This is a genomic window from Embleya sp. NPDC020886 (genome assembly GCF_044333915.1).
Lineage (GTDB): Bacteria > Actinomycetota > Actinomycetes > Streptomycetales > Streptomycetaceae > Embleya.
The window spans coordinates 355,473-380,610 of the sequence record NZ_JBIRRX010000008.1; the positions used below are offsets into that span (position 1 = coordinate 355,473).

General features: G+C 70.7%; 20 protein-coding genes. 11 read left to right on the plus strand and 9 right to left on the minus strand.

The window, feature by feature from the left end; genetic code table 11:
* Nucleotides 1-157: 157 nt before the first annotated feature.
* The gene (locus ACH4U8_RS27835) at nucleotides 158-1,324 is read right to left on the minus strand and encodes an acetyl-CoA C-acetyltransferase (RefSeq protein WP_395780915.1); all 1,167 of its coding nucleotides are present in this window, start codon (nucleotides 1,322-1,324) and stop codon (nucleotides 158-160) included.
* 190 nt (nucleotides 1,325-1,514) lie between these two features.
* Between ACH4U8_RS27835 and ACH4U8_RS27840 the strand changes: the two genes are divergently transcribed.
* Together ACH4U8_RS27840 and ACH4U8_RS27845 are read left to right on the plus strand one after the other, a co-directional pair.
* Complete coding sequence (locus ACH4U8_RS27840) at nucleotides 1,515-2,657, plus strand: acyl-CoA dehydrogenase family protein (protein ID WP_360316477.1); 1,143 nt, start codon at nucleotides 1,515-1,517, stop codon at nucleotides 2,655-2,657.
* Between the two features lie 13 nt (nucleotides 2,658-2,670).
* Nucleotides 2,671-3,699, plus strand: coding sequence for an acyl-CoA dehydrogenase family protein (locus tag ACH4U8_RS27845; protein WP_395780917.1), 1,029 nt, complete (start codon nucleotides 2,671-2,673; stop codon nucleotides 3,697-3,699).
* Here the strand turns inward: ACH4U8_RS27845 and ACH4U8_RS27850 are convergent.
* The 3 genes from ACH4U8_RS27850 to ACH4U8_RS27860 form a co-directional block, all read right to left on the minus strand.
* On the minus strand, nucleotides 3,584-4,498 hold the full coding sequence (locus ACH4U8_RS27850) for a helix-turn-helix transcriptional regulator (RefSeq protein WP_395781023.1): 915 nt from the start codon (nucleotides 4,496-4,498) through the stop codon (nucleotides 3,584-3,586). The two genes, ACH4U8_RS27845 and ACH4U8_RS27850, sit on opposite strands and share 116 nt — an antisense overlap.
* A gap of 26 nt (nucleotides 4,499-4,524) precedes the next feature.
* Nucleotides 4,525-5,094 carry a hypothetical protein gene (locus ACH4U8_RS27855; RefSeq protein ID WP_395780919.1) on the minus strand — a complete coding sequence of 190 codons (570 nt, stop codon included), beginning with the start codon at nucleotides 5,092-5,094 and terminating at the stop codon, nucleotides 4,525-4,527.
* Between the two features lie 148 nt (nucleotides 5,095-5,242).
* On the minus strand, nucleotides 5,243-6,019 hold the full coding sequence (locus ACH4U8_RS27860) for an enoyl-CoA hydratase/isomerase family protein (RefSeq protein ID WP_395780921.1): 777 nt from the start codon (nucleotides 6,017-6,019) through the stop codon (nucleotides 5,243-5,245).
* 135 nt (nucleotides 6,020-6,154) lie between these two features.
* On the opposite strand from ACH4U8_RS27860, the gene ACH4U8_RS27865 reads away from it, so the two are divergent.
* Entirely contained in the window at nucleotides 6,155-7,786 is a 1,632-nt protein-coding gene (locus ACH4U8_RS27865; RefSeq protein WP_395780923.1) for a FadD3 family acyl-CoA ligase, read from the plus strand.
* A 154-nt stretch (nucleotides 7,787-7,940) separates the two neighbouring features.
* Here the strand turns inward: ACH4U8_RS27865 and ACH4U8_RS27870 are convergent, their stop codons facing one another.
* Nucleotides 7,941-8,780, minus strand: coding sequence for an enoyl-CoA hydratase/isomerase family protein (locus tag ACH4U8_RS27870; protein ID WP_395780925.1), 840 nt, complete (start codon nucleotides 8,778-8,780; stop codon nucleotides 7,941-7,943).
* A gap of 117 nt (nucleotides 8,781-8,897) precedes the next feature.
* Between ACH4U8_RS27870 and ACH4U8_RS27875 the strand changes: the two genes are divergently transcribed.
* The 3 genes from ACH4U8_RS27875 to ACH4U8_RS27885 all read left to right on the plus strand — a co-directional run bounded on the left by ACH4U8_RS27875 (nucleotide 8,898) and on the right by ACH4U8_RS27885 (nucleotide 13,327).
* Complete coding sequence (locus ACH4U8_RS27875) at nucleotides 8,898-9,845, plus strand: TIGR03619 family F420-dependent LLM class oxidoreductase (RefSeq protein WP_395780927.1); 948 nt, start codon at nucleotides 8,898-8,900, stop codon at nucleotides 9,843-9,845.
* Nucleotides 9,846-10,029: 184 nt separating this feature from the next.
* Nucleotides 10,030-10,818, plus strand: a complete 789-nt coding sequence (locus tag ACH4U8_RS27880) for a glucose 1-dehydrogenase (protein WP_360316464.1) — start codon at nucleotides 10,030-10,032, stop codon at nucleotides 10,816-10,818.
* Between the two features lie 784 nt (nucleotides 10,819-11,602).
* Nucleotides 11,603-13,327: an amidohydrolase family protein gene (locus tag ACH4U8_RS27885; protein WP_395780929.1), complete on the plus strand. Its 1,725-nt coding sequence runs from the start codon at nucleotides 11,603-11,605 to the stop codon at nucleotides 13,325-13,327.
* Between the two features lie 133 nt (nucleotides 13,328-13,460).
* On the opposite strand, the gene ACH4U8_RS27890 is transcribed toward ACH4U8_RS27885, so the two are convergent.
* Nucleotides 13,461-14,252: an ABC transporter permease gene (locus tag ACH4U8_RS27890; protein ID WP_395780931.1), complete on the minus strand. Its 792-nt coding sequence runs from the start codon at nucleotides 14,250-14,252 to the stop codon at nucleotides 13,461-13,463.
* Complete coding sequence (locus tag ACH4U8_RS27895) at nucleotides 14,252-15,223, minus strand: ATP-binding cassette domain-containing protein (RefSeq protein WP_395780933.1); 972 nt, start codon at nucleotides 15,221-15,223, stop codon at nucleotides 14,252-14,254. Before ACH4U8_RS27895 ends, ACH4U8_RS27890 begins: the two co-directional genes overlap by 1 nt.
* 97 nt (nucleotides 15,224-15,320) lie before the next feature.
* On the opposite strand from ACH4U8_RS27895, the gene ACH4U8_RS27900 reads away from it, so the two are divergent.
* The 3 genes from ACH4U8_RS27900 (at nucleotide 15,321) to ACH4U8_RS27910 (ending at nucleotide 20,217) form a co-directional block, all read left to right on the plus strand.
* Nucleotides 15,321-16,055 (plus strand): TetR/AcrR family transcriptional regulator C-terminal domain-containing protein, encoded by a 735-nt coding sequence (locus tag ACH4U8_RS27900; RefSeq protein ID WP_395780935.1) that lies wholly within the window; start codon nucleotides 15,321-15,323, stop codon nucleotides 16,053-16,055.
* 324 nt (nucleotides 16,056-16,379) lie between these two features.
* Nucleotides 16,380-18,977, plus strand: a complete 2,598-nt coding sequence (locus ACH4U8_RS27905) for a bifunctional FO biosynthesis protein CofGH (RefSeq protein ID WP_360316456.1) — start codon at nucleotides 16,380-16,382, stop codon at nucleotides 18,975-18,977.
* 136 nt (nucleotides 18,978-19,113) lie between these two features.
* Complete coding sequence (locus ACH4U8_RS27910; protein WP_360316454.1) at nucleotides 19,114-20,217, plus strand: ADP-ribosylglycohydrolase family protein; 1,104 nt, start codon at nucleotides 19,114-19,116, stop codon at nucleotides 20,215-20,217.
* 51 nt (nucleotides 20,218-20,268) lie between these two features.
* Here the strand turns inward: ACH4U8_RS27910 and nagA are convergent, their stop codons facing one another.
* Both nagA and ACH4U8_RS27920 read right to left on the minus strand, forming a co-directional pair.
* On the minus strand, nucleotides 20,269-21,411 hold the full coding sequence (nagA, locus tag ACH4U8_RS27915; protein WP_360316452.1) for an N-acetylglucosamine-6-phosphate deacetylase: 1,143 nt from the start codon (nucleotides 21,409-21,411) through the stop codon (nucleotides 20,269-20,271).
* A complete protein-coding gene (locus ACH4U8_RS27920; protein WP_360316450.1) occupies nucleotides 21,408-22,373 on the minus strand; it encodes an ROK family protein in 966 nt (321 codons plus the stop codon). Before ACH4U8_RS27920 ends, nagA begins: the two co-directional genes overlap by 4 nt.
* A gap of 236 nt (nucleotides 22,374-22,609) precedes the next feature.
* Here ACH4U8_RS27920 and ACH4U8_RS27925 point away from each other — a divergent pair, with 236 nt between their 5' ends.
* Entirely contained in the window at nucleotides 22,610-23,401 is a 792-nt protein-coding gene (locus tag ACH4U8_RS27925) for a DeoR/GlpR family DNA-binding transcription regulator (protein ID WP_360316448.1), read from the plus strand.
* A gap of 410 nt (nucleotides 23,402-23,811) precedes the next feature.
* A complete protein-coding gene (locus tag ACH4U8_RS27930; protein WP_360316446.1) occupies nucleotides 23,812-25,134 on the plus strand; it encodes an extracellular solute-binding protein in 1,323 nt (440 codons plus the stop codon).
* Nucleotides 25,135-25,138 lie beyond the last annotated feature (4 nt).

A 25,138-nucleotide genomic window follows, 5' to 3' on the forward strand; every position in this document is an offset into this window, starting at 1 on the left:
CCCCCCGCCCCCCCGCCCCCCCCCCCGGGGGGGCCCCCCCCCCGGCCCCCCCCCCCCCCCCCGCCCCCCCGCCCCCCCCCCCGGGGGGGGCGCCCCCCCCCCGGGGGCCCCCGCCCCGCGGGCGTTTCGTCGGTCGCGTGCTTTGGGTGACGCCCCGTCAGCCCAGGCGTTCGATGATGGTGACGTTGGCCTGGCCGCCGCCCTCGCACATGGTCTGCAGGCCGTAGCGGCCTCCTGTGCGCTCCAGGTGGTGGAGCAGGGTGGTCATCAGCCGGGCGCCGGTGGCGCCGAGCGGGTGGCCCAGGGCGATCGCGCCGCCGTTGGGGTTGACCTTCTCGTGCGGGGCCTTGAGGTCCTTCATCCAGGACAGTACGACCGGCGCGAAGGCCTCGTTGATCTCGACCGCGTCGATGTCGTCGATGCCCAGGCCGGACTTGGCGAACGCGTACTCGGTGGCCGGGATCGGCGCGGAGAGCATCTCGATCGGGGACGCGCCGCGCACGCTCATGTGGTGGATCCGGGCGCGCGGGGTCAGACCGTACTGCTTCAGCGCGCGCTCCGAGACGATCAGCAGCGCCGCCGCCCCGTCGGAGATCTGCGAGGCGACGGCGGCGGTCATCCGGCCGCCCTCCATCAGCACCTTCAGCTCGGCCATCTTCGCCGGCGTGGTGCCCCGGCGCGGCGGCTCGTCGACCGAGACCACGGTGCCGTCCACGTCGATCGGCGCGATCTCCTTCTCGAACCACCCGTTGTCGATCGCGTGCAGGGCGCGCTCGTGCGACGCGAGCGCGAAGCGCTCCATCTCCTCGCGGGAGATGTCCCAGCGCTTCGCGATCAGCTCGGCGCCGTAGAACTGGTCGACCGGCTCGTAGCCGTAGCGCGCCACCCAGCCCTTGGAGCCGGAGAACGGGTCGCTGAAGCCGAGCGGCACGGCGGAGGTCATCGCCGATCCGATCGGGATCTGGTTCATGTTCTGCACGCCGCCGGCCACGACCACGTCCTGCGTGCCGGACATCACGCCCTGCGCCGCGAAGTGGATCGCCTGCTGCGAGGAGCCGCACTGGCGGTCGATGGTGACCCCGGGCACCGCCTCGCTGTAGCCGGCGGCCAGCCACGCGGTGCGGGCGATGTCGCCGGCCAGCGGGCCGATGGTGTCCACGGCGCCGAAGACCACGTCCTCGACCACGTCGGGGTCGATCCCGCTGCGCTCGACCAGGGCCTTGATCGCATGGGCCCCCAGGTCGGCCGGGTGCACCCCGGCCAGGCTGCCCTTCTTGCGGCCGACCGGCGTGCGTACCGCGTCGACGATGTATGCCTCGGCCACTGGGGCCCCCTTTGGTCCTCGATTGTTCGACCGACGATTTCGCCGCCCGCGTGTCCGATCGCACGCCGTTTACGGTGTCGCCACACCGCGTGCAACAGCTAACCTGACGACCCGTCAGTTATGCTACCCGTGTCCGACCGGGTTTCGACCTGTGTGTCCTCGGTCTCACACCCGTCGAGGGAGTCGCCCAGTGGATCTCGAATTCACCGAGCAGGAGCAGGAGTTCCGCCGGGAGGTGCGCGCGTGGCTGGCCGCCAACGTGCCCGCCGAGCCACTGCCGTCGATGGACACGCGGGAGGGCTTCACCGCCCACCAGGCGTGGGAGCGCAAGCTCTTCGACGCGCGCTGGGCGGTCGTCTCCTGGCCCAGGGAATACGGCGGCCGGGAGGCCGGCCTGACCGAATGGCTGATCTTCGAGGAGGAGTACTACCGCGCGGGCGCCCCGGGCCGGGTCAGCCAGAACGGCATCTTCCTGTTCGCGCCGACCGTCTTCGAATTCGGCAGCAAGGAGCAGCAGGACCGCTACCTGCCGAAGATGGCCTCCGGCGAGGAGATCTGGGTCCAGGGCTGGTCCGAGCCGGAGGCCGGTTCCGACCTGGCCAACGTGCGCTCGCGCGCCGACCGCGACGACGAGCGCGGCGGGTGGCTGCTGAACGGGCAGAAGATCTGGAGCTCGCGCGGCACCTACGGCCATCGCCTGTTCGGCCTGTTCCGCACCGACCCCGAGGCGCAGCGACACCGCGGCCTGACCTACTTCATGGTCGACCTGGCCGCCGCCGGCGTGACCGTGCGGCCGATCCCGCAGCTCGACGGGGAGCCGGGCTTCGCCGAGGTCTTCCTGGACGACGTCTTCGTACCGGACGCCGACGTGCTCGGCGGGGTGAACGAGGGCTGGAAGATCATGATCGCCACCACCGGCAGCGAGCGCGGGCTCAACCTGCGCAGCCCCGGCCGCTTCGTGGCGCCCGCGAACAAGCTGATCGACCTGTACAAGCAGGACCCGCGCCCGGCCGAGCGGGACGCGGTGGTGCGCGCCTGGATGGACGCCGAGGCGTACCGGCTGTTCACCTTCGGCACCGTCACCAAGCTCCAGGCGGGCGGCGCGATCGGCGCGGACTCCTCGATCAACAAGGTCTTCTGGTCCGAGATGGACGTCGAGCTGCACGCGACCGCGCTGCGCCTGCTCGGCGAGGCGGGCGAGCTGGACGACGGCGACGGCGGCTGGCTGGACGGCTTCCTGTTCGCGCTCGGCGGGCCGATCTACGCCGGTACCAACGAGATCCAGCGCAACACGATCGCCGAACGCATCCTCGGCCTGCCCCGAGCGAAGTAGAAGGATTCCGACGATGCGCCTCGCATACACCGAAGACCAGGAACTGTTCCGCGACACGGTCCGCGACTTCCTCGCCGACCGGTGCACCGGCACCGACGTACGCGCCGCATGGGCCGCCGACAGCGCGATCTCCGCGCGCTGGGCCGACCTCGCCAAGGTCGGCGTGACCGGCATCGTGGTCCCCGAGGAGCACGACGGCCTGGGCATGGGCGACGAGGAATTGGCCGCCGTGCTGGTCGAGACCGGCTACGCCGCGTTGCCCGAACCGCTGCTCGAATCGGCGGTCGCGGTCGGCCTGCTCGCCGAGTTCGCGGCCGACGCCGGTTGGTTGGCCGCGATCGCGGCCGGCCGGGCCACCGCGTCCGTGCTGCTGCCCGGCCGGCGGCTCGCGGTCGAGGCCGCCGCCGCCGACGTGCTGGTGATCGGGCTGGACAACGGCGAACTGCACGTGACCGAGCCGAGCGCCTGCGAGCTGACCGCCCAACGTTCCGTCGACCGCAGTCGCAAGCTCTACACCGTCGGTTTCCAGCCGACGCCCAAGACCCTGGTGGCCTCCGACGCCCGGCGGGCGCTGGCCCGCGCGGCCAACCGCGGCGCGCTCGGCGCGGCGGCGCAACTGCTGGGCCTGACCCGGCGGATGCTCGACATGACGGTCGACTACGCCAAGCAGCGGGTCCAGCGCGGCGTGCAGATCGGCACCCACCAGTCGGTCCAGCACCACCTGGCCAACGTGCTGATCAAACTGGAATTCGCCCGGCCGGTGGTGCTGCGCGCGGCCTACTCGCTCGCCCGCGACCTGCCCTCGGCGGACCGCGACGTGTCGATGGCGAAGATCTACGCGGGCGAGGCGGCCGACCTCGCGGCCCGCAACTGCCTCCAGGTACACGGCGCGATCGGCTACACCGAGGAGCACGACCTCCAGCTCTTCATGAAGCGGGCCTGGGCCCTGGGCACAGCGTGGGGCGACGCGGGCGAACACCGCGACCGAGTCGCCACCGACCTGCTGGGCGACGCCCCGGCCCCCACGACGCCTTCGTACTGACCCCCGGCCCCCGAGACCCGGGCGACGCAACAGGGCGGCCGTCGTCCGCCGGACCCCCGACCCACGTCTTTGCGCGGGTCGGGGGTTTTGGCCGTCCGCGTCGGCGCGGGCCCGGCACGGCACCGGGGCCGGCCCCGGAGCAGCCCGGGCTTTCCACATAGATGGTGACTTCGGCCAGGCCGAAGCTCAAGATGCTGAACGAGCCACGCGACCCCGGGTGCATGCCCTTGGCGAGAGGAAGTACTTGCAGGGTCGCATTGGGACGTTCCGCCTCAGCGGCCAGGTGGGCGGCCTGCGCTCGCATGACGTCGGCGCCACCCACCGGGCGTAGTAGGACCGTCTCGTCGATGATGGCCCAGAGTTCCAAGCAGTCGGAACCATCGAGACGCGCCTGTCGCTTCTTGCGAATCGCCATCAGGGCATCGATCTCGCTTGTCCGTTTCGACCGCCCATGAGACAGGACGGCGCGCATGTAGTCCTCGGTCTGGAGGAGGCCGGGAACCCAGCCGAGCTCCCACGATTGCAACCGGCGGGCGTCATTCTCCAGCCCGACGTACACGCCGAGCCCGGCCGGTAGGACCTGGTCGTACTCCGGCTGTTCCCACCAACCTTCCTCGGTCGCTTTCCGGAGAGCCCCCAAGAGGTGCGCGCGTTCCTGTTCGTCGGTGACGCCGTACTGGTCGAGCATTGCCCGGAGTTCGATTACCCGCGCGAGGCCCATGCCGTTCTCGATCCGGCTGACCTTGGAGCGCGAGCAGTCAAGCTCCGCCGCGACGTCTTCGAGCCGTAGGCCGGAAATATCCCGAAGCCGCTTGAGTTCGGCTCCTAGAACCCTTCGCTGACCGGCAACCCGGCGGCCGTGTCGACGATGGCGTCGTCGATGCCGTCCAGGACGATGGGCATCTCGTTCCGGGGCTCGACGGTGGTGGGGTCGAAGTAGTAGAGGATCTCGACGTCGTCCTGGGCGATGGTGAACTCGGCGGCGGAGCCGAAGCCGGCCGGGTCGGCGCCGATGTCGTCGACAAGCTGCCGTTCGGCGGGGGTCAGGCGCACCTGCTCGGCGGCGACGCGGTCGAGCAGGTGCGGCCCGGCGACGGAGGGCCCCGAGTCGGCCAACCCGACCCACAGGGCCGCCTCGGCGTCGTCACTCAACCGCCCGGAAAGCCGCCGAAGCAACAGGATCACCGCGTCCCGGACACCGAGCACGGCCTGCACACGCAGCTTGTCCTTGTAGTAGTCCCGATGGAAATCGGAGTATTTGGCATAGATCGCTCCGGTCCCGTTGGCGTACTCGGCGGCCTGCAAGGGACCGACCTCGGTGGGGTCCTCGTCGAGTGAATAGCGAATACCGAACTCGTTGGTCCAGGCGCTTTCTTCCCGAGCGCGTGCGCGCACGAGCGGGTGAAATCCGCCTGCGGCGGGCGCCGAGGGGTCAGGGCGATCCGGCACGGCAGTTTCACTCCGTTCGATGACGATCCGGTGCGTTGGGGGCGGGCGTGGCCCCGACCCGGGTATGCGGGGCGGGGCCGGGCTCTCGGCGCGGTCAGCGCACTCGGAAGTCCTTGCCGCGGTTTTGGAACAGGCCGGCTTGTTCGGACCAGTCGAGGTTGCCCAGTTCGATCATGTGGGGGGCCATGCTCAGGGCCTGGGACCGGGTGAGGTCGCGGGCGGCCCAGATCGAGCGCACCGAACCCTGGACGCCGTGCGGGGGGTAGGAGGCGATGGTTTCGGCGGCCCACCGGGCGGTGTCGAGCAAGTCGGCCGCCGGCACCACCTGGGACACCAATCCCGTCTCGTAGGCGCGCTTGGCGCTCATCCGCTCGGCGTTGCCCAGCAGGGTGAGCCGCATGACCTCGCCGAGCGGCATGCGCTGCGCGAGGTGCATCGACTCGAAGCCGGACACCATGCCGTACGTGGTGTGCGGGTCGAAGAAGGTCGCCTCCTCCGCCGCGATCACGAACTCGCACTCGCCCAGCAGGTAGAACGCGCCGCCGCAGGCCATCCCGTTCACCGCGACGATGACCGGCTTCCACAGGTCGGAGAACTTCGGTCCCACCTTGAGCATCGGGTCGTCCATCATGTACGGCGACGACGGCTGCGGGATGTCCACACCCCGATCGATGCCGGTACAGAACGCCTTGTCGCCGGCGCCGGTGAGCACCACACACCGCACATCGTCGTCGTGCCGCAGCTCACGCCAGAGCGAGTGCAGTTCGTCGATCATGGTGATGTCGAACGCGTTGTGCCGGTTCGGGCGGTTCAACGTCACCCACGCGACGCCGTTCTCCTGCTCGTAGCCCAGCGTCTCGAACTTGCGCATGCCTCAACCCTCAATCATCGGTGACCACCGTGTCGCGGTGGTCTGCGTCTCGATCCCCGTGCTGCCGCTTCCCACGCCGCCATGATCTGACGTACCGTCAGGTTCAATCAACCTCTGGCCTCTCCGGGAGCGATCATGCAAGGGGACCTTGAGTGGGGGAGCATTCCTGCTCTCGTCGACAGCGCGGCGGACCGCTTCGGTGACCGTGAGGCCGTGGTGGACGGCAATGTACGGGTCGGCTACGTCGAACTGCGGGACCGCGTCCGGCGTGCCGCCGGTGCCGTCATCGCGGCCGGCGTGCGCAAGGGCGACCGGGTGGGCATCTGGGCGCCGAACTCGCTGGACTGGATCGTGTCCGCGCTCGGCGCGCTGACCGCGGGTGCGGTCGTGGTGCCGATGAACACCCGGTACAAGGGTGCCGAGGCCAAGTACGTGCTGGCCAAGACGCACGCCAAGCTGTTGTTCGTCTCGGGCACGTTCCTCGGCTCGTCCTATGTCGGCATGCTGCGCCAGGCGGCCGGCGGGGCGGCGGAGGGCCGGGCGTTCGCGGACCTGCCCGAGCTGGAACGGGTGGTCGTGCTGGCCGACACCGCGCCGGACGACTGCGTCGGGTGGGCGGACTTCCTGGCCGGCGGCGATCGGATCGGCGCCGCCGAGGTGGACGCCCGCAAGGCGAGCGTCACCCCCGACGACATCGGCGACATCATCTTCACCTCCGGAACCACCGGGCAGCCCAAGGGCGTGATGACCACCCAGGCGCAGACGTTGCGCGTGTTCGACACGTGGGCGTCGGTGGTCGGGGTCGTCGAGGGCGACAAGTACCTGATCGTCAGCCCGTTCTTCCACACCTTCGGGTACAAGGCCGGGATCATCGCGAGCCTGATCAAGGGCGCCACGATGATTCCGCAGGCGGTCTTCGACTCGGACGCCACGATGGCGGTGATCCAGCAGGAGAAGGTCACCGTGCTGCCCGGCGCGCCGACGATCTACACCTCGCTCCTGGACGCGGTGGCGCGCGAGGGGGCCGGCAAGTACGACCTGTCCACGCTGCGGCTCGCGGTCACCGGCGCGGCGGCGGTGCCGTTGTCCCTGGTCACCCGGATGGCGGAGGAGCTGGGCTTCGACTCGGTGCTCACCGCGTACGGGCTGACCGAGTCGTGCGGTACGGCCACCATGTGCCGGCAGGGCGACTCGGCCGAGGTGATCTCGTCCACCTCGGGGCGGGCCATTCCCGGCGTCGAGGTGATCACCGCGGACGCGGACGGCAAGCCGACGCCGGTCGGCGAGTCCGGCGAGGTGTGGGTGCGTGGTTACAACGTGATGAAGGGCTACTTCGCGGACCCGGAGGAGACCGCCAAGGCGATCGACGCCGAGGGCTGGCTGCACACGGGCGACGTGGGTGTGCTGGACGAGCGGGGCAACCTGCGGATCACCGACCGGATCAAGGACATGTTCATCGTCGGCGGCTTCAACGCCTACCCGGCGGAGATCGAGTCGGTACTTGCGGGGCACCCGGCGATCTCGGAGGCCGCGGTGGTCGGTGTGCCGGACGCGCGGATGGGCGAGGTGGGCAAGGCGTACCTGCTGTTGCGGCCGGGGGCGGAGGTCACGGCCGAGGAGGTCATCGCGTTCTGCCGGCAGGAGATGGCGAACTACAAGGTGCCTCGGGCGGTGGAGTTCGTCAGCGAGTTGCCGCGGAATCCGGGCGGGAAGGTGCTGAAGTTCGAGCTTCGGGCGAGGGCTGCGGAGGAGGCGGCGCGTCGCTGACGCGGGGCCGGGGTTGGCCTCATGCGCCGGCCGGGCTGGTTCGCCTCAAACGCCGGCGGGGCTGTTTGGCCTCAAACGCCGGCCGGGCTGGATTGGTTCGGCCGGCGTTTGGGGGGTTGGGTCGGCTGGGGTGGACTCGAAGGTGGGGCGGGTGTTACTTGCCCTCGAAGTGGGCCGGTTTGCGGGCCGCTTTGGCTGCGTAGCCGGCTGTCGAGTCTTCGGAGACCAGGGTCAGGGCTGCGGACATTGCGGTCAGGCCCAGGGCCGTGTCGAGGTTGGCGTCGGCGAAGGTGTCGATGCTGCGTTTGATGCCCTGGACGGCCAGGGGGGCGTTGGCGGCGATTTCCTCGGCCAGGGCGCGGGCGGCGCGGTCCAGGTCGGCCACGGGCACCACCTCCTGGACCAGGTTCAGGCGCTCGGCCAGGGCCGCGTCGATCCGGCGGCCGGTCAACGACAGCAGCTTGGCCCAGCCCGCGCCCGCCTCCCGGGCGATCCGGATGTCGCCGCCCGCGTCCACCGCGACGCCGATCTGCGCCTCGGGCAGCGCGAACCTTGCGTCGTCGGCCGCGATCCGGATGTCCGCCATCAACGCGAGCTCGAAGCCGAAGCCCAGGCAGTATCCCTGGACGGCGGCGACCACGGGCTGCGGCAGCCGGGCGAAGGTGCGAAAGCGCTCGTGTACCCAGCGCAGGCCCTCGTAGTAGTTGCGGGTGCGTTCGGCGCCGGAGCGGCCGGTGATCGCGCCGCCGGGCGCGGTGACGTCGATGCCCGCGCAGAACGCGCGCCCCTCGGCCCGCAACAGCACCACCCGGACCCGCTCGTCGAAGCGGATCCGGTCGGCCATGATGCCCAATTGCCGGGTGGCCTCCCAGCTCCACGCGTTCAACTTGTCCGGTCGACACAGCGTCAGCACCGCGATTCCGGTGGCCTCCTCGACCTCCAGTCGCATCCGCACCTCGGCCTCGTCGATGCTTGGGTCGGTGGTGTTGATCACGGTCCGGTTCCTCCAGGAGCGGTACTTCGGCCTTGTCTGACGACCCGTTAGATCGGAGTATGTGACACGCGTTCGCCACAGTCCAACGATCCCCCTCGATCCCTCGGAGGCACTTCCATGGCCGCGATCCTGCCCCCGGGCACCCTGCACGTCGGCATGCAGCTGCCCATCCAGTCGCAGAGCAAGCTGTACGCGGAGGCATGGGAGGAGACCTCGGGACCGGACGAACTGGCCGCGATCGCGCAAGCCTGCGACCGGGCCGGCTTCGCCTACATCGCGGTCTGCGACCACACCGCGATCCCGCGCAGCCACGCCGGCGCGATGGGCACCGAGTGGTGGGACACGATGACCACCCTCGGCTGGCTCGCGGGCATCACCGAGCGGATCCGACTGATCAGTCACGTGTCGGTTCTCGCCTACCGGCACCCGATGATGTCGGCCAAGGCGTTCGCGACGCTGGACCGGATCTCCAAGGGCCGGGCGATCGTCGGCGCGGGCGCGGGACACGTCGAGGCCGAGTTCGAGATGCTCGGGGTGGACTTCAAGACCCGGGGCAAGGCGCTCAACGAGGCGTTGGAACTGCTCGACCTCGCACTGCGGGACGAATACGTGACCTTCGCGGGCGAGCGCTGGCAGGTGCAGGACATGGGCGCGCTGCCGCGTCCGGTGCAGACCCCCCGTCCGCCGATCTGGATCGGCGGCTCGGCGGGCGCGGCGCTCAAGCGGGTGGCCAGGTACGGCGACGGCTGGCTGCCGCAGGGCAGCCCGCGCGCGACCTACCCCGACCAGCTCGCCGAGCTGCGCCGCTACCAGGAGGAGGTCGGCCGCGCCGACGAGCGGCTGGACATCGGCGCGATCACCGAGCTGCTCTACGTCGGCGAGGCCGGCTGGGACGTCGGCGCCAACACCCTCACCGGCAGCCCGGAGAAGCTGGCCGAGTCGCTGCGCTGGTACGGCGAGCAGGGCGCGAACCAGATCCAGGTCCGCTTCCGCAGCCGCGACCTGGCCGAACTGCTCGACCAGATCGCCCTGTTCGCCGCCGAGGTGGCCCCGAACCTGTCCTGACCGCAACGCTCACCCCGGCCTGCGCACCCCGGACCGCCCGCACCCCGGGCCTGCGGGGCTCGCGGCACCCGGATCCGCACACGACGCGCCACGCGCCGACACGCACTGCCCCCCGCGCGCCCCGCGCCCGACCGCACGACGCTCTGACGCTTCATCAGTCTCCGTTCCGAGAAGGGAAGTTCGCATGGGCAAGCTGGACGGCAGGGTGGTCCTGATCACCGGCGCGGCACGTGGCCAGGGAGTCGTGGAGGCCCGCCTGTTCGCGGCCGAGGGGGCGCGGGTCGTCCTCGCCGACATCCTGGACGAGGCGGGCGAGGCGGCGGCGAAGGAGATCGGCGACGCGGCCCGCTACGTGCACTTGGACGTGTCGAACGAGGACGACTGGCAGCGCGCGGTACACACCGCCGTCGACGCCTTCGGCAGCCTCGACGGTCTGGTCAACAACGCCGGGATCCTGGCCTTCGACCCGATCGAGGAGATGTCCCGGGCGGCATACCTGCGGATCGTCGAGGTGAACCAGCTCGGCACGTTCCTGGGCATGAAGACCGCACTGCCCGCGCTCCGCGCGGCGGGTGGCCCGGGAACCATCGTGAACATCGCGTCCTACGCGGGCCTGGCCGGCATGGAGGGCCTGGTCGCGTACGCCTCCACCAAGGGCGCGGTGCTCGCGATGACCCGCGTGGCCGCCCTGGAGGCCGGACCGGGGATCCGGGTGAACGCGATCTGCCCGGGCGGCGTCCGGACGCCGATGACCAACCCGGCCGACATCGACGGCCTGACCGCACCGACCCCGGCGCCGGGCGAGCCGGACCCGGTGAGCGAGGTCTTCGGCGGCATACCTCTGGCCCGAATCGGCGAGCCGGACGAGATCGCCACCGCCGCCCTGTTCCTGACGAGCGCCGACAGCTCGTACATGACCGGCACCCACATCGTCGTCGACGGCGGCTGGATGGCCGGCGTGAAGCTCTTCTGAAAGCGGCCGCCAAGCGCTCGGCGCCGGTTCGGGTCAGGGCCCGACGCTTCGGTGAAGTCGTGGAGCAGGTCATCCCGGAACGAGGATGCGTCGTCGGCAAACGGGGCCGGGTCGAGCGCGGCAAGGTAGGCCCGTAATTCCTTGCCGGCTTCGGTCCGGCCGGGTTCCTCGGTGGAGCGTCGATCGTCGGTTTCCACGACGCGCAGGAGGAATTCGGCGAAGGCGGCGAGGTCGGTGTCGACGATGCCGGGGTTTTCGTCGTCGTTGTACACGCGGCCGGTGACGGGACCGTGAGTTCTCGCCCGACACTATCCAGATGGAGCCGCGCCAGAAGCTCGGTCGGGGGAGCGTCGACCGGGACGCGAGCCCTACCCCGGATCAGGGTCCGCCGTATGGCGTCGGCGTCCGCATCGCCCGCTCGTGCGGCTGCGGCAAGTGCGGCATCCATCGCGTCCGACCGAGCCGACAGCAACAAGAGCGCGTCGTCGCGAAGAGCTGCGGGAAGGCCGGCGTCGGCCGCAAGGGCGGGTAGCGCCGAGATCCAGCCGGTGCTTCGAGTCGGGGTGGTCGGTCGTGAGGCGGCGGGGTCGTTTGCCGCGTCGACGCCACCCCTCGATATGCCCGTACGGCATAACTCGGGTGAGCCCCGTCTCATCCCGTGTCGACCCCTGGCGACCTGGTACATCTGACGTACCATCAGTTTCGTGGGTGGGCGGGGTCGGGTATGCGCAGGCATGCGACGGCTGCGTTCGCGGGCAACACCGAGGGCAGAAGGAGCTTCGCCATGCTGGATCACGTCATCACCGGAGCCACCGTCGTCGACGGGACGGGCGCGCCGTCCTTCCTGGGTGACGTGGGCATCAGGGACGGACGGATCGTCGCGGTCACCCCCGCCGGCGGCATAACCGAAGAGGCCGCGAGCACCGAGAACGCCGAGGGGCTGATCCTGGCTCCCGGGTTCGTCGACCCGCACACCCACTACGACGCCCAACTGCACTGGGACCCGTACGCCACGCCCTCGGTCAACCACGGCGTGACCACGATCATCGGCGGCAACTGCGGCTTCACGCTCGCGCCGCTCAAGGCCGAGGACGCCGACTACACCCGGCGGATGATGGCCAAGGTCGAGGGCATGGCGCTGCCCGCGCTGGAGAACGGCGTGGACTGGAGCTGGGAGACGTTCGCCCAGTACCTGGACAAGCTGGAGGGCCGGATCGCGGTGAACGCCGGCTTCATGGCCGGGCACTGCGCGATCCGCCGCTACGTGATGGGCGCCGACTCGGTCGGCAAGGAGGCCACGCCCGAGCAGGTCGCGGCGATGGTGACCGAACTGGGCAAGGCGATGGACGCCGGCGCGCTCGGCTTCTCCACCGGCCAGTCCAACCACACCGACGGCGACGGGAACCCGGTGCCGTCGCGGGCCGCGACGCCGGCCGAGATCCTGGCGCTGTGCGAGGAGGTCGGCAAGCACGAGGGCACCCAGTTGGAGGTCATCGTCGCCGGCTGTCTGGACCAGTTCTCCGACGAGGAGATCGACCTGCTGGTCAAGATGACCACCACGGCCGGCCGGCCGATGAACTGGAACGTGCTCACGGTCGACGCCGCGGCGCCCGATCGTGCGCCGCGGCAGATCTACGCGTCGGAGAAGGCCAAGGAGGCGGGCGGTCGGATCGTGATCCTGACCATGCCGGTCCTGGTCCCGATGAACATGTCGTTCCTGAACTACTGCGCGCTCAACCTGATGCCGGGCTGGGGCCCGATCCTGTCGCTGCCGGTCCCCGAGCGGATCGCGAAGCTGCGCGACCCCGAGGTGCGCGCGGAGATGCTGCGCAACGCGGACAGCCCCGAGGCGGGCGTGTTCCGTCGGCTCGCGGACTTCGGCCGCTACGTCATCGGCGACACCTACTCCGAGGCGAACGAGGGCCTGTCCGGCCGCATCGTCGCGGACATCGCCAAGGAGCGCGGCCAGGACGACTTCTGGACGCTCCTCGAGATCTGCATCAACGACGACCTGCGCACGATCCTGTGGCCGATGCCGACCGACAACGACCAGGCGTCGTGGGACCTGCGCCAGCAGGTCTGGGACAACGAGCACGTGATCCTGGGCGGCTCCGACGCCGGCGCACACCTGGACCGGATGTGCGGTGCGACCTACACCACCCGCTTCCTCGGCGACATGCTCCGCGGCCGCAAGCTGGTCTCCCTGGAGCGCGCCGTGCAGATGCTCACCACCGAGCCCGCCGAGCTGTTCGGCCTGGTCGACCGCGGCCGGATCGCCGAGGGCTTCCACGCCGACCTGGTCCTGTTCGACCCGGCCACCGTCGGCTCCGGCCCGGCGCGGCTGATGCACGACATGCCCGGTGACAGCGCCCGCCTGACGAGCGAGTCCACCGGCGTGGTCAGCGTCCGGGTCAACGGCGTGGAGACCATCCGCGACGGACGGACCACGGGCGCCGCCAACGGCACGCTGCTGCGCTCCGGCAAGGACACGGTCACCGTCTCGGTCTGACCCACCACGAGACTCGGCGGCGTACGGGGGTCCTCCCGTACGCCGCCGCCCCATGTCCGGCACGGTCCCGGTCCGGCCCGAACGCTCCGACGGCCGGGTCGGTCCGAGGTCACCCGAATGGGACGGCCGCGATTCAGCGCCCGTGTGTCTCGAAGCGGCGTACCGCCAAGGGGACGAAGATCGCCAGGAGCGCCGCCGACCAGATCAGCGTGGCCGCCACCGGGTGCCGCAGGGGCAGGGCCGCGTCCGCCGTCGGGCCGGCCGGGTTGCCGAAGAGGTCGCGGCAGGCGGCCACCAGGGCACTGATCGGGTTCCACTCGGCGATCACGCGCAGCCAGGTGGGCATTCCCTCGGTGGGTACGAAGGCGTTGGTGACCATCGCGATCGGCAGGGTCAGGACGCCGAGTTGGCCGGCCACGTCCTCGCGGCCGGCGAGCAGGCCGAGGTGGATGCCGACCCAGGTCAGCACGAAGCGGAACAGCACCAGCAGCGCGAAGGCGGTGAGCGCGTCGGCGGCGCCGTCGCGGATCCGCCAGCCGACCACGAGGCCCAACGCGGAGACGGCGATCAGTACGAGCACGCCGACCACCGCGTCGGCCACCGCCTGGCCCAGCAACAGGGCCGGCCGGGACACCGGCATCGAGCGCAGCCGGTCGGTGACGCCCAGCCCGACATCACGCGCGGAACCGACCATCGTCGGCATCACCGAGTTCACCGCCACCAGGGCGAGCAGACCGGGCATCAGGTATTCCCGATAGTTGCCGCCGGGCACATCCATCGCGCTGCCGAAGACGTAGCCGAAGACCAGGACGAGCAGGGCGGGCGTGGCCAGACTCACGATGATCAGGCCGGGCGAGTGGCGGTAGTAGAGCAGGATCCGGGTGGCCAGGGTCGTGGTGTCGGACAGCGCGTGACGAGGACGCATCAGGCGGCCTTTCCGGGGACGGGGGTGTCGGCGGCGGCTTTGCCGGTCAGGGTCAGGAACACGTCGTCCAGGCTCGGCGCGCGCAGCGACACGTCCACGACGGTCACGCCGGCCGCGTCGAGTTCGCGCACCAGATGCGGCATGGACACGCCCGCGCCGGGCCGGGTGGTCGCCCGGATCCGCAGCTCGTCGCGGTCGAAGTGCGGCTCGCCGGTGCCGAGCCGTCCGAGCACCACGGCGGCGTGCTCCAGGTCGGCCGGGTGCAGGACGGCGACCTCGACCCGGGTGCCGATGTCGGCCTTGAGCCGCTCGGGAGTGCCGGAGGCGATCACCCGGCCCTGGTCGACCACCGCGACGGCGTCCGCCAAGTGGTCGGCCTCGTCCAGGTATTGCGTGGTCAACAGCACGGTGGTGCCCCGCGCCGCGAGGTCCCGGATCACCCGCCAGATGTCGTTGCGGCTGCGTGGATCCAGCCCCGTGGTCGGTTCGTCCAGGAACAACACGGGTGGCGTGGTGATCAGGCTGGTGACCAGGTCGAGCCGGCGCCGCATGCCGCCGGAATAGGTACGCACCAGGCGGTCCGCCGCGTCGGCCAGGTCGAAGCGGGCGAGCAGTTCGTCCGCGCGGCGGTTGGCCTCGCGGGTGCCGAGGCGGTGGAAGCGGCCGAAGAGGCGAAGGTTCTCCCGACCGGTCACGCCCTCCTCCAGGGCGGCGTGCTGACCGGCCAGGCCGATCACCCGGCGGACCCGGTCCGCGTCCCGTACGACGTCCAGGCCGGCCACGCGCGCGGCCCCGGCATCCGGCACGACCAGCGTTGCGAACACCCGTACCGCGGTGGTCTTGCCCGCCCCGTTGGGGCCCAGGAGACCGCATACCGTCCCGGGAGCGACGGCCAGGTCCAGGCCGCGCAGGGCGGCCGTTCGGCCGAACGTCTTGTGCAGCCCCTCGGCCACCAGGCTCATGGATTCCATGTCGACTCCCTACTAGGTACGCCGTACGTAGAAGCGTTCGAGCGCCACCCTACTACGTACCGTGTACGTAACTAAGATGAGGGCGAGGTGATCTTCGGTGGCAGCCGCCAAACCCACATCCGCCGCGGGCAAGCGCGGTTCCACCGGCGTACCCGAGCTGATCTGGCTCCGCCCCGAACGCACCGGCCGCGGTCCCACCCCCGCACACAGCCGCGAGGCGATCGCGGCTGCGGCCATCGCGCTCGCGGACGCGGAGGGGATCGGCGCCGTCGCGATGCGCCGGGTGGCCGCCGCCCTCGGCGCCGGGACGATGTCGCTGTACAACTACGTGCCGAAGAAGGAACACCTCTTCGATCTGATGCTGGATGCGATCGTCGGCGAGTATCGAATCCCCGACCGACCCTCGGGGGACCCGCGCACCGACCTCGCGCTGCTTGGCCACGAGCAACTGGCGGTCTCCCGCCGGCATCCGTGGATGGTCGAAATCCTGGTCAAGCGCCCGTCGTTCGGCCCCAACGCGCTCCGCGTGATCGAGTTCTTCCTGGCCGCCCTCGCGCCCACCGAACTGACCGGCCCGGAGAAGATGGAGGCGCTGTCCCTGCTCAACGGCTTCGTCGCCCAATTCGCCCAGTGGGAACAGGCGAATGCCGCCCCCGCCGGCGGAGAGACCTGGCAGGCCGACCTGATCGGCTACCTGCACGGCGTCGCGACGAGCGGCGGCTACCCGCACCTGGCCGCGGCGATGGCCGGCGGCGGCGCGCCCGTCGACCCGGACGTGGCGTTCGTCCGGTCCCTGGACCGGCTGCTGTCCGTCCTGCTCGGGACGGCCTGACCGGACACCTCACGTGGGGAGCGGGCCGTGCTGCCGGGGGGCGACGCCGGAGCCCGGCAACGGGGGCATCGCGTCCCGCATCCGGTGCGGTCGCCGAGGGTGCCGGTCGGCCGTCGGCGAGGGTCGACCGGCTCGGGTCGACGCGGCGTCCCCGGCAGTGACGTGCGACACGAGTCGCAATGGCCTCGATCGTGCGCGCCTACGCTTGGTCCGTTCGGGGGGCGACGTCGCGTCGGCTCCCGTTTGTCGGTTGGGTCGGCGCGTACGAGGTGCGGTCGGCCCGCCGATCCGGCCCGAGCAACAGCGACGACAGCGAGGTGTCGCATGACCCCGACCCCCAACGAGGGACGTCCCACCGAGAGTTCGATGCGGCGTGCGCTGCGGCGAGCCCGAGACGGGGTCATGCTCGACGTCTCGGAAGCAGCCGTGCTCCTGCACGCGCGGGACGCGGACCTGGAGGACCTGAGCCGATCCGCCGCACGCGTGCGCGACGCCGGGTTGGCGGCCGTCGGGCGTGCCGGGGTGATCACCTACAGCCGAAAAGTGTTCATCCCGCTGACCCGGCTGTGTCGCGACCGCTGCAACTACTGCACCTTCGTCACCGTGCCCGGCAAGCTTCGGCGCGAGGGCCACGGGATGTTCCTCAGCCCGGACGAGGTGCTCGAGATCGCCCGCGACGGCGCCGCGCTCGGTTGCAAGGAAGCCCTGTTCACGCTCGGCGACCGGCCCGAGGACCGCTGGCCCGAGGCCCGCGAGTGGCTGGACGCGCACGGGTACGACGACACGCTCGCGTACGTGCGGGCGATGTCCATCCGGGTCCTGGAGGAGACCGGTCTGCTGCCGCACCTCAACCCCGGGGTGCTGTCCTGGACCGACTTCCAGCGGCTCAAGCCGGTCAGCGCGTCGATGGGGATGATGCTGGAGACCACCGCGACCCGGCTGTGGTCCGAGCCCGGCGGCCCGCACCACGGCTCGCCGGACAAGGAACCGGCCGTGCGGCTGCGGGTGCTGGAGGACGCCGGGCGCTCGAACGTCCCGTTCACCACCGGCCTGCTGATCGGCATCGGCGAGAACATGACCGAGCGGGCCGAGTCGATCTTCGCGATGCGCAAGGTCGCCCGGCAGTACGGCTCGATCCAGGAAGTCATCGTGCAGAACTTCCGGGCCAAGCCGGACACCGCGATGCGCTCGACGCCGGACGCCGACCTGATCGAGTTGGCCGCCGCGATCGCCGTGACCCGGATCGTGCTCGGGCCGCAGATGCGAGTGCAGGCGCCGCCGAACCTGATCGGCGAGGAGTACGCGCTGATGATCGCGGCCGGCATCGACGACTGGGGCGGCGTGTCACCGCTGACCCCCGACCACGTCAACCCCGAACTCGCTTGGCCGCAGGTCGAGTTCCTGGCGGCCCGGACCGCCGAGGCGGGCTTCACGCTGCGCGAGCGGCTCAACGTCTACCCCGAGGTGATCCAGCGCGGCGAACCGTGGCTGGACCCGCGGGTGTTGCCGCACGTGCGGGCGTTGGCCGAGCCGGAGACCGGGCTGGCGATCGAGGGCAAGTGCCCCGAGGGGCTGCCCTGGCAGGAGCCCGAGGACATCTTCGCGGCCGCGAGCGGGCGCACCGACCTGCACGTGACGATCGACACGGTCGGCCGCACCGGCGACCGCCGGGACGACTTCGACAACGTGTACGGGGACTGGGAGTCGCTGCGCGAACAGGTCGCCGACAGCGCCACGGGATCGGTGGTCCGGCTCGACTCGGAGGTCAAGGCGGCCCTGGCCCGGGCCGCCGCCGACCCGACCCGGCTGACCGACGACCAGGCCCTCGCCCTGTTCCACTGCGACGGCGTCGCGATGGACGAACTGGCCCGGATCGCGGACGACTTGCGCCGTTCGGTGAACGGCGACGAGATCACCTACATCGTCAACCGGAACATCAACTTCACCAACGTCTGCTACACCGGCTGCCGCTTCTGCGCGTTCGCCCAGCGGCGCACCGACGCGGACGCGTACACCCTCTCCCTGGACCAGGTGGGCGAGCGGGCCGAGCAGGCGTGGGCGGTCGGCGCGACCGAGGTGTGCATGCAGGGCGGCATCCACCCGGACCTGCCCGGCACCGCGTACTTCGACATCGCGCGCGAGGTCAAGAAGCGCGTCCCGGACATGCACGTGCACGCGTTCTCGCCGATGGAGGTGGTCAACGGCGCGACCCGGACCGGGATGTCCATCCGCGACTGGCTGACCGCCGCCAAGGAGGCGGGCCTGGACACCATCCCCGGCACCGCCGCCGAGATCCTCGACGACGACGTGCGCTGGATCCTGACCAAGGGCAAACTGCCCGCCGCGACCTGGGTCGAGGTGGTCAGTACCGCACACGAGCTGGGCATCCGCAGCTCCTCGACGATGATGTACGGCCACGTGGACACGCCCTCGCACTGGCTGGGCCACCTGCGCCTGCTCGGCCGGATCCAGGACGAGACGGGCGGCTTCACCGAGTTCGTCACGCTGCCGTTCGTGCACACCAACGCGCCGGTCTACCTGGCCGGCATCGCCCGCCCGGGGCCGACCCTGCGGGACAACCGGGCCGTGCACGCGATGGCCCGGATCCTGCTGCACGGCAAGATCGACAACATCCAGACGAGCTGGGTCAAGCTCGGCGTCGAGGGCACCAACCTGATGCTCGAAGGCGGCGCGAACGACATGGGCGGCACGCTCATGGAGGAGACCATCTCCCGGATGGCGGGCGCCGACAACGGCTCCAAGAAGTCGATCGCCGAACTGGAGGCGATGGCCGCCTCGCTCGGCCGGCGCGCCCGGCAGCGCACCACCACCTACGGCGAGGTGAGTGCCGAGCGCCAGGAGGTGGCCCGTCGACACGACGCCGAGGTGGAGAAGATCATGCTGCCGATCCTGAGCAACTGAGCACACGCACCCCCCGGGGGCGACCCGTCGCCCCCGGGGTCCGTACGATGCCGCACGCCGTCGGACGCGTGTACGACCCCTGGACGACCGGCCGCCGGTACGCTGCGGTGGGGTGTCGGGGGAGGGGAGCACACACATGGCCGCACTCTGGTCCAGAGACCGGTTGCAGGACTTTCGGGCCCGGGTACGGGGGTGCCTGGTCGCGGGGGCGATCGGTGACGCGCTCGGCGCGGGCATCGAGTTCCTCAGTCTCGCGGAGATCCGCGCACAACACGGAGCCGACGGCGTCGCGGGTTACGTGACGGCGTATCACCGGCACGGCGCGATCACCGACGACACGCAGATGACGTTGTTCACGGTGGAGGGCCTGATCCGCGCGCACGTGCGGCGCGACACCGGGGCCTGGCATCCGCCGACCGACCTGCACGGCGCGTATCTGCGCTGGAAGGCGACCCAGAGCGAGTGGGGTCCGGACGAGCGCAAGGACGAGGGCTGGCTGGTCCGCGAGGAGTGGCTGTACAGCTCGCGCGCGCCCGGGTCCGCCTGTCTGCGCGGCCTGGAGGACGAGAGCGTGATGGGCACGCTGGAGCGGCCCAAGAACCCCGAATCCAAAGGCTGCGGGGCGGTGATGCGCTCGGCGCCGTTCGGCCTGCTGGTCGGCTGGCGACCCGAGCTGGTCTTCCAACTCGCGGTGGAATGCGCGGTCCTGACGCACGGTCACCCCACCGGCTACCTCTCGGCGGGCGCGTTCGCGGTGATCGTGCACGCGGTGATGCAGGGCGCGCCGCTGGAGGAGGGCGTGCGGGTGGCGCTGGATCTGGTCAAGGCCCGTCCCGAGCACGCCGAGACGGCGAGCGCGATCGAGGCGGCGCTGGCCGCGGTGCGCGCCGGTGTGCCGTCGGCGGAGCGGGTCGAGGCGCTGGGCCAGGGCTGGACGGCCGAGGAGGCGCTGTCGATCGGGCTGTACTGCGCGCTGGTGGCGCCGGACATGCGCACCGGACTGCTGCTCGCGGTCAACCACGGCGGCGACAGCGACTCGACCGGGTCGATCTGCGGCAACCTGCTGGGCGCGATGCACGGCGACACCGTGCTGCCCGCCGACCTGGTCGCCGAGTTGGAGGGCCGCGGCGCCATCCTGGAGTTGGCCGACGACTTCGCGATGGAGATGACGCAGGGCACCACGCTGCACGGGCCGGACGCCGGCGAGACCTTCTGGGCCAAGCGCTACCCACCCAACTGAGGCCCCGCCGCCCCGACTTCGAGGCGGCGGGTCCGGGCGACGGCCGGGCGATCAGGGCCGGCGGTGGTCCACCCACGTGCCGCCGGCCATCACCGCGCGCACCCGCAGCGCGTCGTCGAGCACCACCAGGTCGGCCCGCTTGCCCGGCTCCAGGGTGCCGACCCGATCGGCGATGCCCAGCGCCCGGGCGGGCGTCGCGGACAACGAACGCACCACGTCGACGATCGGCAGGCCGCCCGCGACGCTGTTGCGCAGCGCCCCGTCCAGGGTGAGCGTGCTGCCCGCGATCGAGTCGCCGTCGGCCAGCCGGGCCACGCCGTCGACCACGTCCACGGTCATCACGCCCAGCGGATACACGCCGTCCGGCATGCCGGCGGCGCCCATCGCGTCGGTGATGAAGGCGACCCGGTCCGGGCCCGCGCTCGCGTACGCCAGGTTGACCACGCTGGAGTGCAGGTGCACGCCGTCGTTGATCAACTCGACCACCGCGTCGCTGTCCTGGAGCAGCGCGGTGACCGGTCCCGGCTCGCGGTGGTGCACGCTGCGCATCGCGTTGAACAGGTGGGTGGCCACGCTCGCGCCCGCGGCCAGCGCCGCGCGCGTCTCGCGGTGGGTGCCGTCGGTGTGCCCCACCGCCGCGATCACCCCCTCGTCGGCCAGTCGACGCACCAACTCGACGCCGCCGGGCAGTTCGGGAGCCAGGGTGACCATCCGGATCGCGCCGCTGCCCGCCTTCAGCAGCGCGGTGACCTCGTCCCGGTCCGGCGACCGCAACTGGGTCGGATCGTGCGCGCCGCAGCGGGCCGCGCTCAGGTACGGGCCCTCCAGGTGCAGCCCGGCCAACCGGCCGTCGTGCACGAGCGGGGAGAGCGCGGAGACGATGGCCAGCAACTCCGCCGGGGAGGCGGTGACCAGACTCGCGACCGTGGTCGTGGTGCCGTGCGAGCGATGGAATTCGGCCACTCGCAGCGCCTCGTCGGGATCGCCGGAGGTGTACGAACCACCACCGCCGCCGTGCACGTGCATGTCCACGAAGCCGGGCACGATCCAACCGCCCCCGACGTCGACCACCGCCTCGGGGCCATCCGGAAGTCCCGGACCCGCAAAGGCGATCCGATCACCCACCACGCCCACCGAAGCGCCTTCGACCACCCCGGAGGGCAGCACCACTCGCGCATTGCCGAGCACCGTCACCCGCGCACCTCCAAGGTGTCCCACGCGATCAGGCCGGCGCCGCGGCAACCGGCCTCGTCCCCGAGCGCCGCGGTCACCAGCGGCGGCACGTGTTGGACCACGGCGCGCTCGGCGAGCAACGTCCGCAAGGGGTTGAACAGTTGTTCCCCGGCGAGCGAGAGCCCGCCGCCGATCACCAGCAACTTCGGGTCGTACAGGGCGAGTCCGGTGAGCAGACCGTCCGCGAACGCGGACAGGCCCTGGCCCCACACGGCCGCCGCGACGGTGTCCCCGGCCGCCACCCGGGCGACCACCTGGGCCGCGCTCAGCGGCGGGTCGTCGCCCGGCGCGGCCTCGGCGAACGCGTGCGCGATGGCGGGCCCGGAGAAGTGCGCCTCCAGACAGCCCACCGCCCCGCAGGTGCACCGGCCGCCGCCCGGACGCACGGTGATGTGGCCGATCTCGCCCGCCTGTCCGTGCGCGCCCGGGTAGGGGCGGCCGTTGAGCACCAGCACCGAGGCGAGCCCGGTGCCGATCGCCACGAACAGGAAGTTGTCGCAGTCGCGTCCCGCGCCGAGTCGACCCTCGGCCAGCGCGCCGGTGCGCACGTCGTGGCTCAAAGCCGCCGGTAGGCCGAGCCGGTCCGCGATCAACGAGCGCAGCGGCACCTCGCGCCACTGGATGCTGGCCGACCACACCGCGACCCCCGCCGGATCGTCCACGATCCCCGGCACCACGACGCCCGCCGCCCGCGGCACGCCACCCAGCTCGACCGCCCGCTCGCGCAGCGCGGCGGCGAAGTCGACGATGCCCCCGACCACCGCGTTGGGGCCCGCGGTCCGGCCGGTGGGCCGCCGCTCGGAGTAGACCAGGTTGCCGCCCGCGTCGACCACGCCGCCCTTGATGTCGGTGCCGCCGACATCGAGCGCGACGACGCAGTCCGCGCCGGACAGGTCGGACGGCGGGGTGTTCACGAGCGGCATCGGCGTCTCAAGTCTGGTAGATGGGGCAGATTGTGAGCCCGAGGGCGGGTGGATCCGAGAATGCGCGTTTGTGCTCACTGGATAGCAGTTGAAAACATGAACATGCAACAGCATCGTTGAGTGAGCGAAGGTTCACGGAAGCCCCGATGCTCGACCCGTGTGGGGCGCCCGCAAGGATGTCCCGAACGATCCGACACGAGTCGGCCAGGGCTGTCGGACACGGCGGGAGGTCACGGGTGAGCCGTTACGAGCGGTGGGGTGCGCTCCTCGAACTGCTGGCCAAGCACGGTCGGCTGGAGGTCGAGGACGTCGCCTCGGAGCTGGACGTCTCGCCCGCGACGATCCGCCGCGACCTGGATCAGCTCGCCCAGCAGCAGATGTTGACCCGCACCCGGGGCGGCGCGGTCGCGCACGCGGTCTCCTACGACCTCCCGTTGCGCTACAAGACCGCCCGGCACGCGTCCGAGAAGCAGCGCATTGCGCAGGCCGCCGCGGCGCTGGTCAAGCCGGGCGAGACGATCGGGCTCAACGGCGGCACCACGATGACCGAGGTGGCCCGCGCCCTGGTCGCCCGGGCCGACCTGCACACCGAGGGCGACTCGAACGCGCAGGCGTTCACGATCGTCACCAACGCGCTCAACATCGCGGGCGAGTTGGCCGTGCGTCGGCATGTGAAGATCGTGGTCACCGGTGGTGTGGCCCGCACCCAGTCCTACGAACTGATCGGCCCGTTGGCCACCGGCATCCTGCGCGAGGTGGCCCTGGACGTGGCGATCCTGGGGGTGGACGCGATCGACGTCGAGCACGGCGCGAGCGCCCATCACGAGGGCGAGGCGAGCATCAACCAGTTGATGGCCGCCGGCGCGGGCCGGGTGGTGGTGGCCGCGGACTCCTCCAAGCTCGGCCGCCGGGCGTTCGCCCGGATCTGCCCACTGGATCGGATCGGCGTGCTGGTCACCGACACCTCGGCGACGGAGGAGGCCACGGCGGCCTTCGTCGACGCGGGCGTTCGGGTCATCCGGGTCTGAACCCGGCCACTCGGCACGCTCCGCCCCGAGTCCACGCGCCCGCCTTCCGGCGGGCGCGTTCGCACGTCCGGGGCATTTGCGCACGCACCGATCAACCAACTCGATGGACCATTCACGGGATCGAACCGGCACCCTCTGTGCCGGTTCTTCTGCATGCGCGCCCGGGCGGGTAACGAATTGCTCTGCAAACTTCCTGCACCCCTCCTCCGAATCCCAAGATTGGTGTAGACCTTTGTTCCGGCGAGGTGTTGACTGCCGACACGGCGAGTCCGCAAAATGCTCGATGCTGCTCAAGAGTTTTCTACAAACCCGCGTTGCGAACAGTTTTGCGCAAGCGAGTGCATGGGTTTAGTGCGACCAAACCCTCACCAACGGTCCTGTTTTCCCGAAGGCATGAAGGCGGTTCTGCGATGAAGCGGCACCAGATGGCATTGGCGGCGACAGGACTGTCGGCCGCACTGCTTCTGTCAGCGTGTGGTGGTTCGGACGACAAGAAGGACGACGGCGACAAGGGGGCGACCCCCGGCGCCTCCGGCGCGGCGGGCGCTCCCAAGGACGGCTCGATCAAGCTGGTCGTGGCCGACTACGGCAGCGGCGACGGCAGCATGCAGAAGTACTGGAACGGGGTGATCTCGAGCTTCAACGAGAAGAACCCCGGGATCAAGGTGAACCTGCAGGTCATCAACTGGGATGACATCGACAAGCAGGTCGCGACCATGATCCAGAACAACGACATGCCCGACCTGCTGCAGACCGGCGGTTATGCCGACAAGGTCGTCGACGACCTGCTGTACCCGGTCGACGACGTGATGTCGCCCGCCACCAAGGCCGATTTCGTGGAGTCCTTCACGCCCGCCGCGACGGTCAAGGGGAAGCAGTACGGCATTCCCTTCACCTCCAGCACTCGGCAATTGATCTACAACACCGAGTTGTTCGCCAAGGCCGGAATCACCGACCCGCCCAAGACCTGGGACGAGGTCAAGGCCGCCGCGACCAAGCTCAAGTCCGCCGGCGTGGCGACCCCCTTCGGCCTGCCGCTGGGCAAGGAGGAGGCCCAGGGCGAGTTCATGAACTGGGCGCTGGGCAACGGCGGCGGCTACCAGACCAACGGCAAGTACACGGTCAACAGCCCGCAGAACGTCGAGGCGCTGAACTGGGTCAACGACAACCTGGTCAAGGCCGGACTGACCGAGTCCAACCCCGGCACCAAGAACCGCAAGGACGTCTACACGGACTTCTACGGCGGCAGCGTCGGCATGGTGAACAGCAACCCCACCATGATCGCCACGCTGAAGAAGGACTACCCGAACCTCAAGTACGCGACCGCGCCGATCGCCGGCAAGACGGGCCCGCTGAACGAGACCCTCGGGGTCTGCGACTGGATGATGGCGTTCAAGAAGAACGGCAAGAAGGACCAGATCAAGGCGTTCCTGGACCACGCGTTCAGCACCGACCAGCAGATCAAGTTCCAGGAGCAGTACAGCTTCCCGCCGGTGACCAAGTCGGTGATGGCCAAGATGACGGCCAACCCCGCCAACGCGGGCCTCAAGCCGTACATCGACCTGCTCCCGAAGGCGAAGTTCTACCCGCTGAACGACGTCGCGTGGGACGTGCTCTCGCCGAAGATCAAGGAACAGCTCGGTAGCGCGGTCTCGGGCGGCAAGTCGCCCAAGGACGTGCTGGACCAGCTCCAGAAGGAAGCCGAAGCGGCGGTCGCGCAGCAGAAGAGCTGACGCG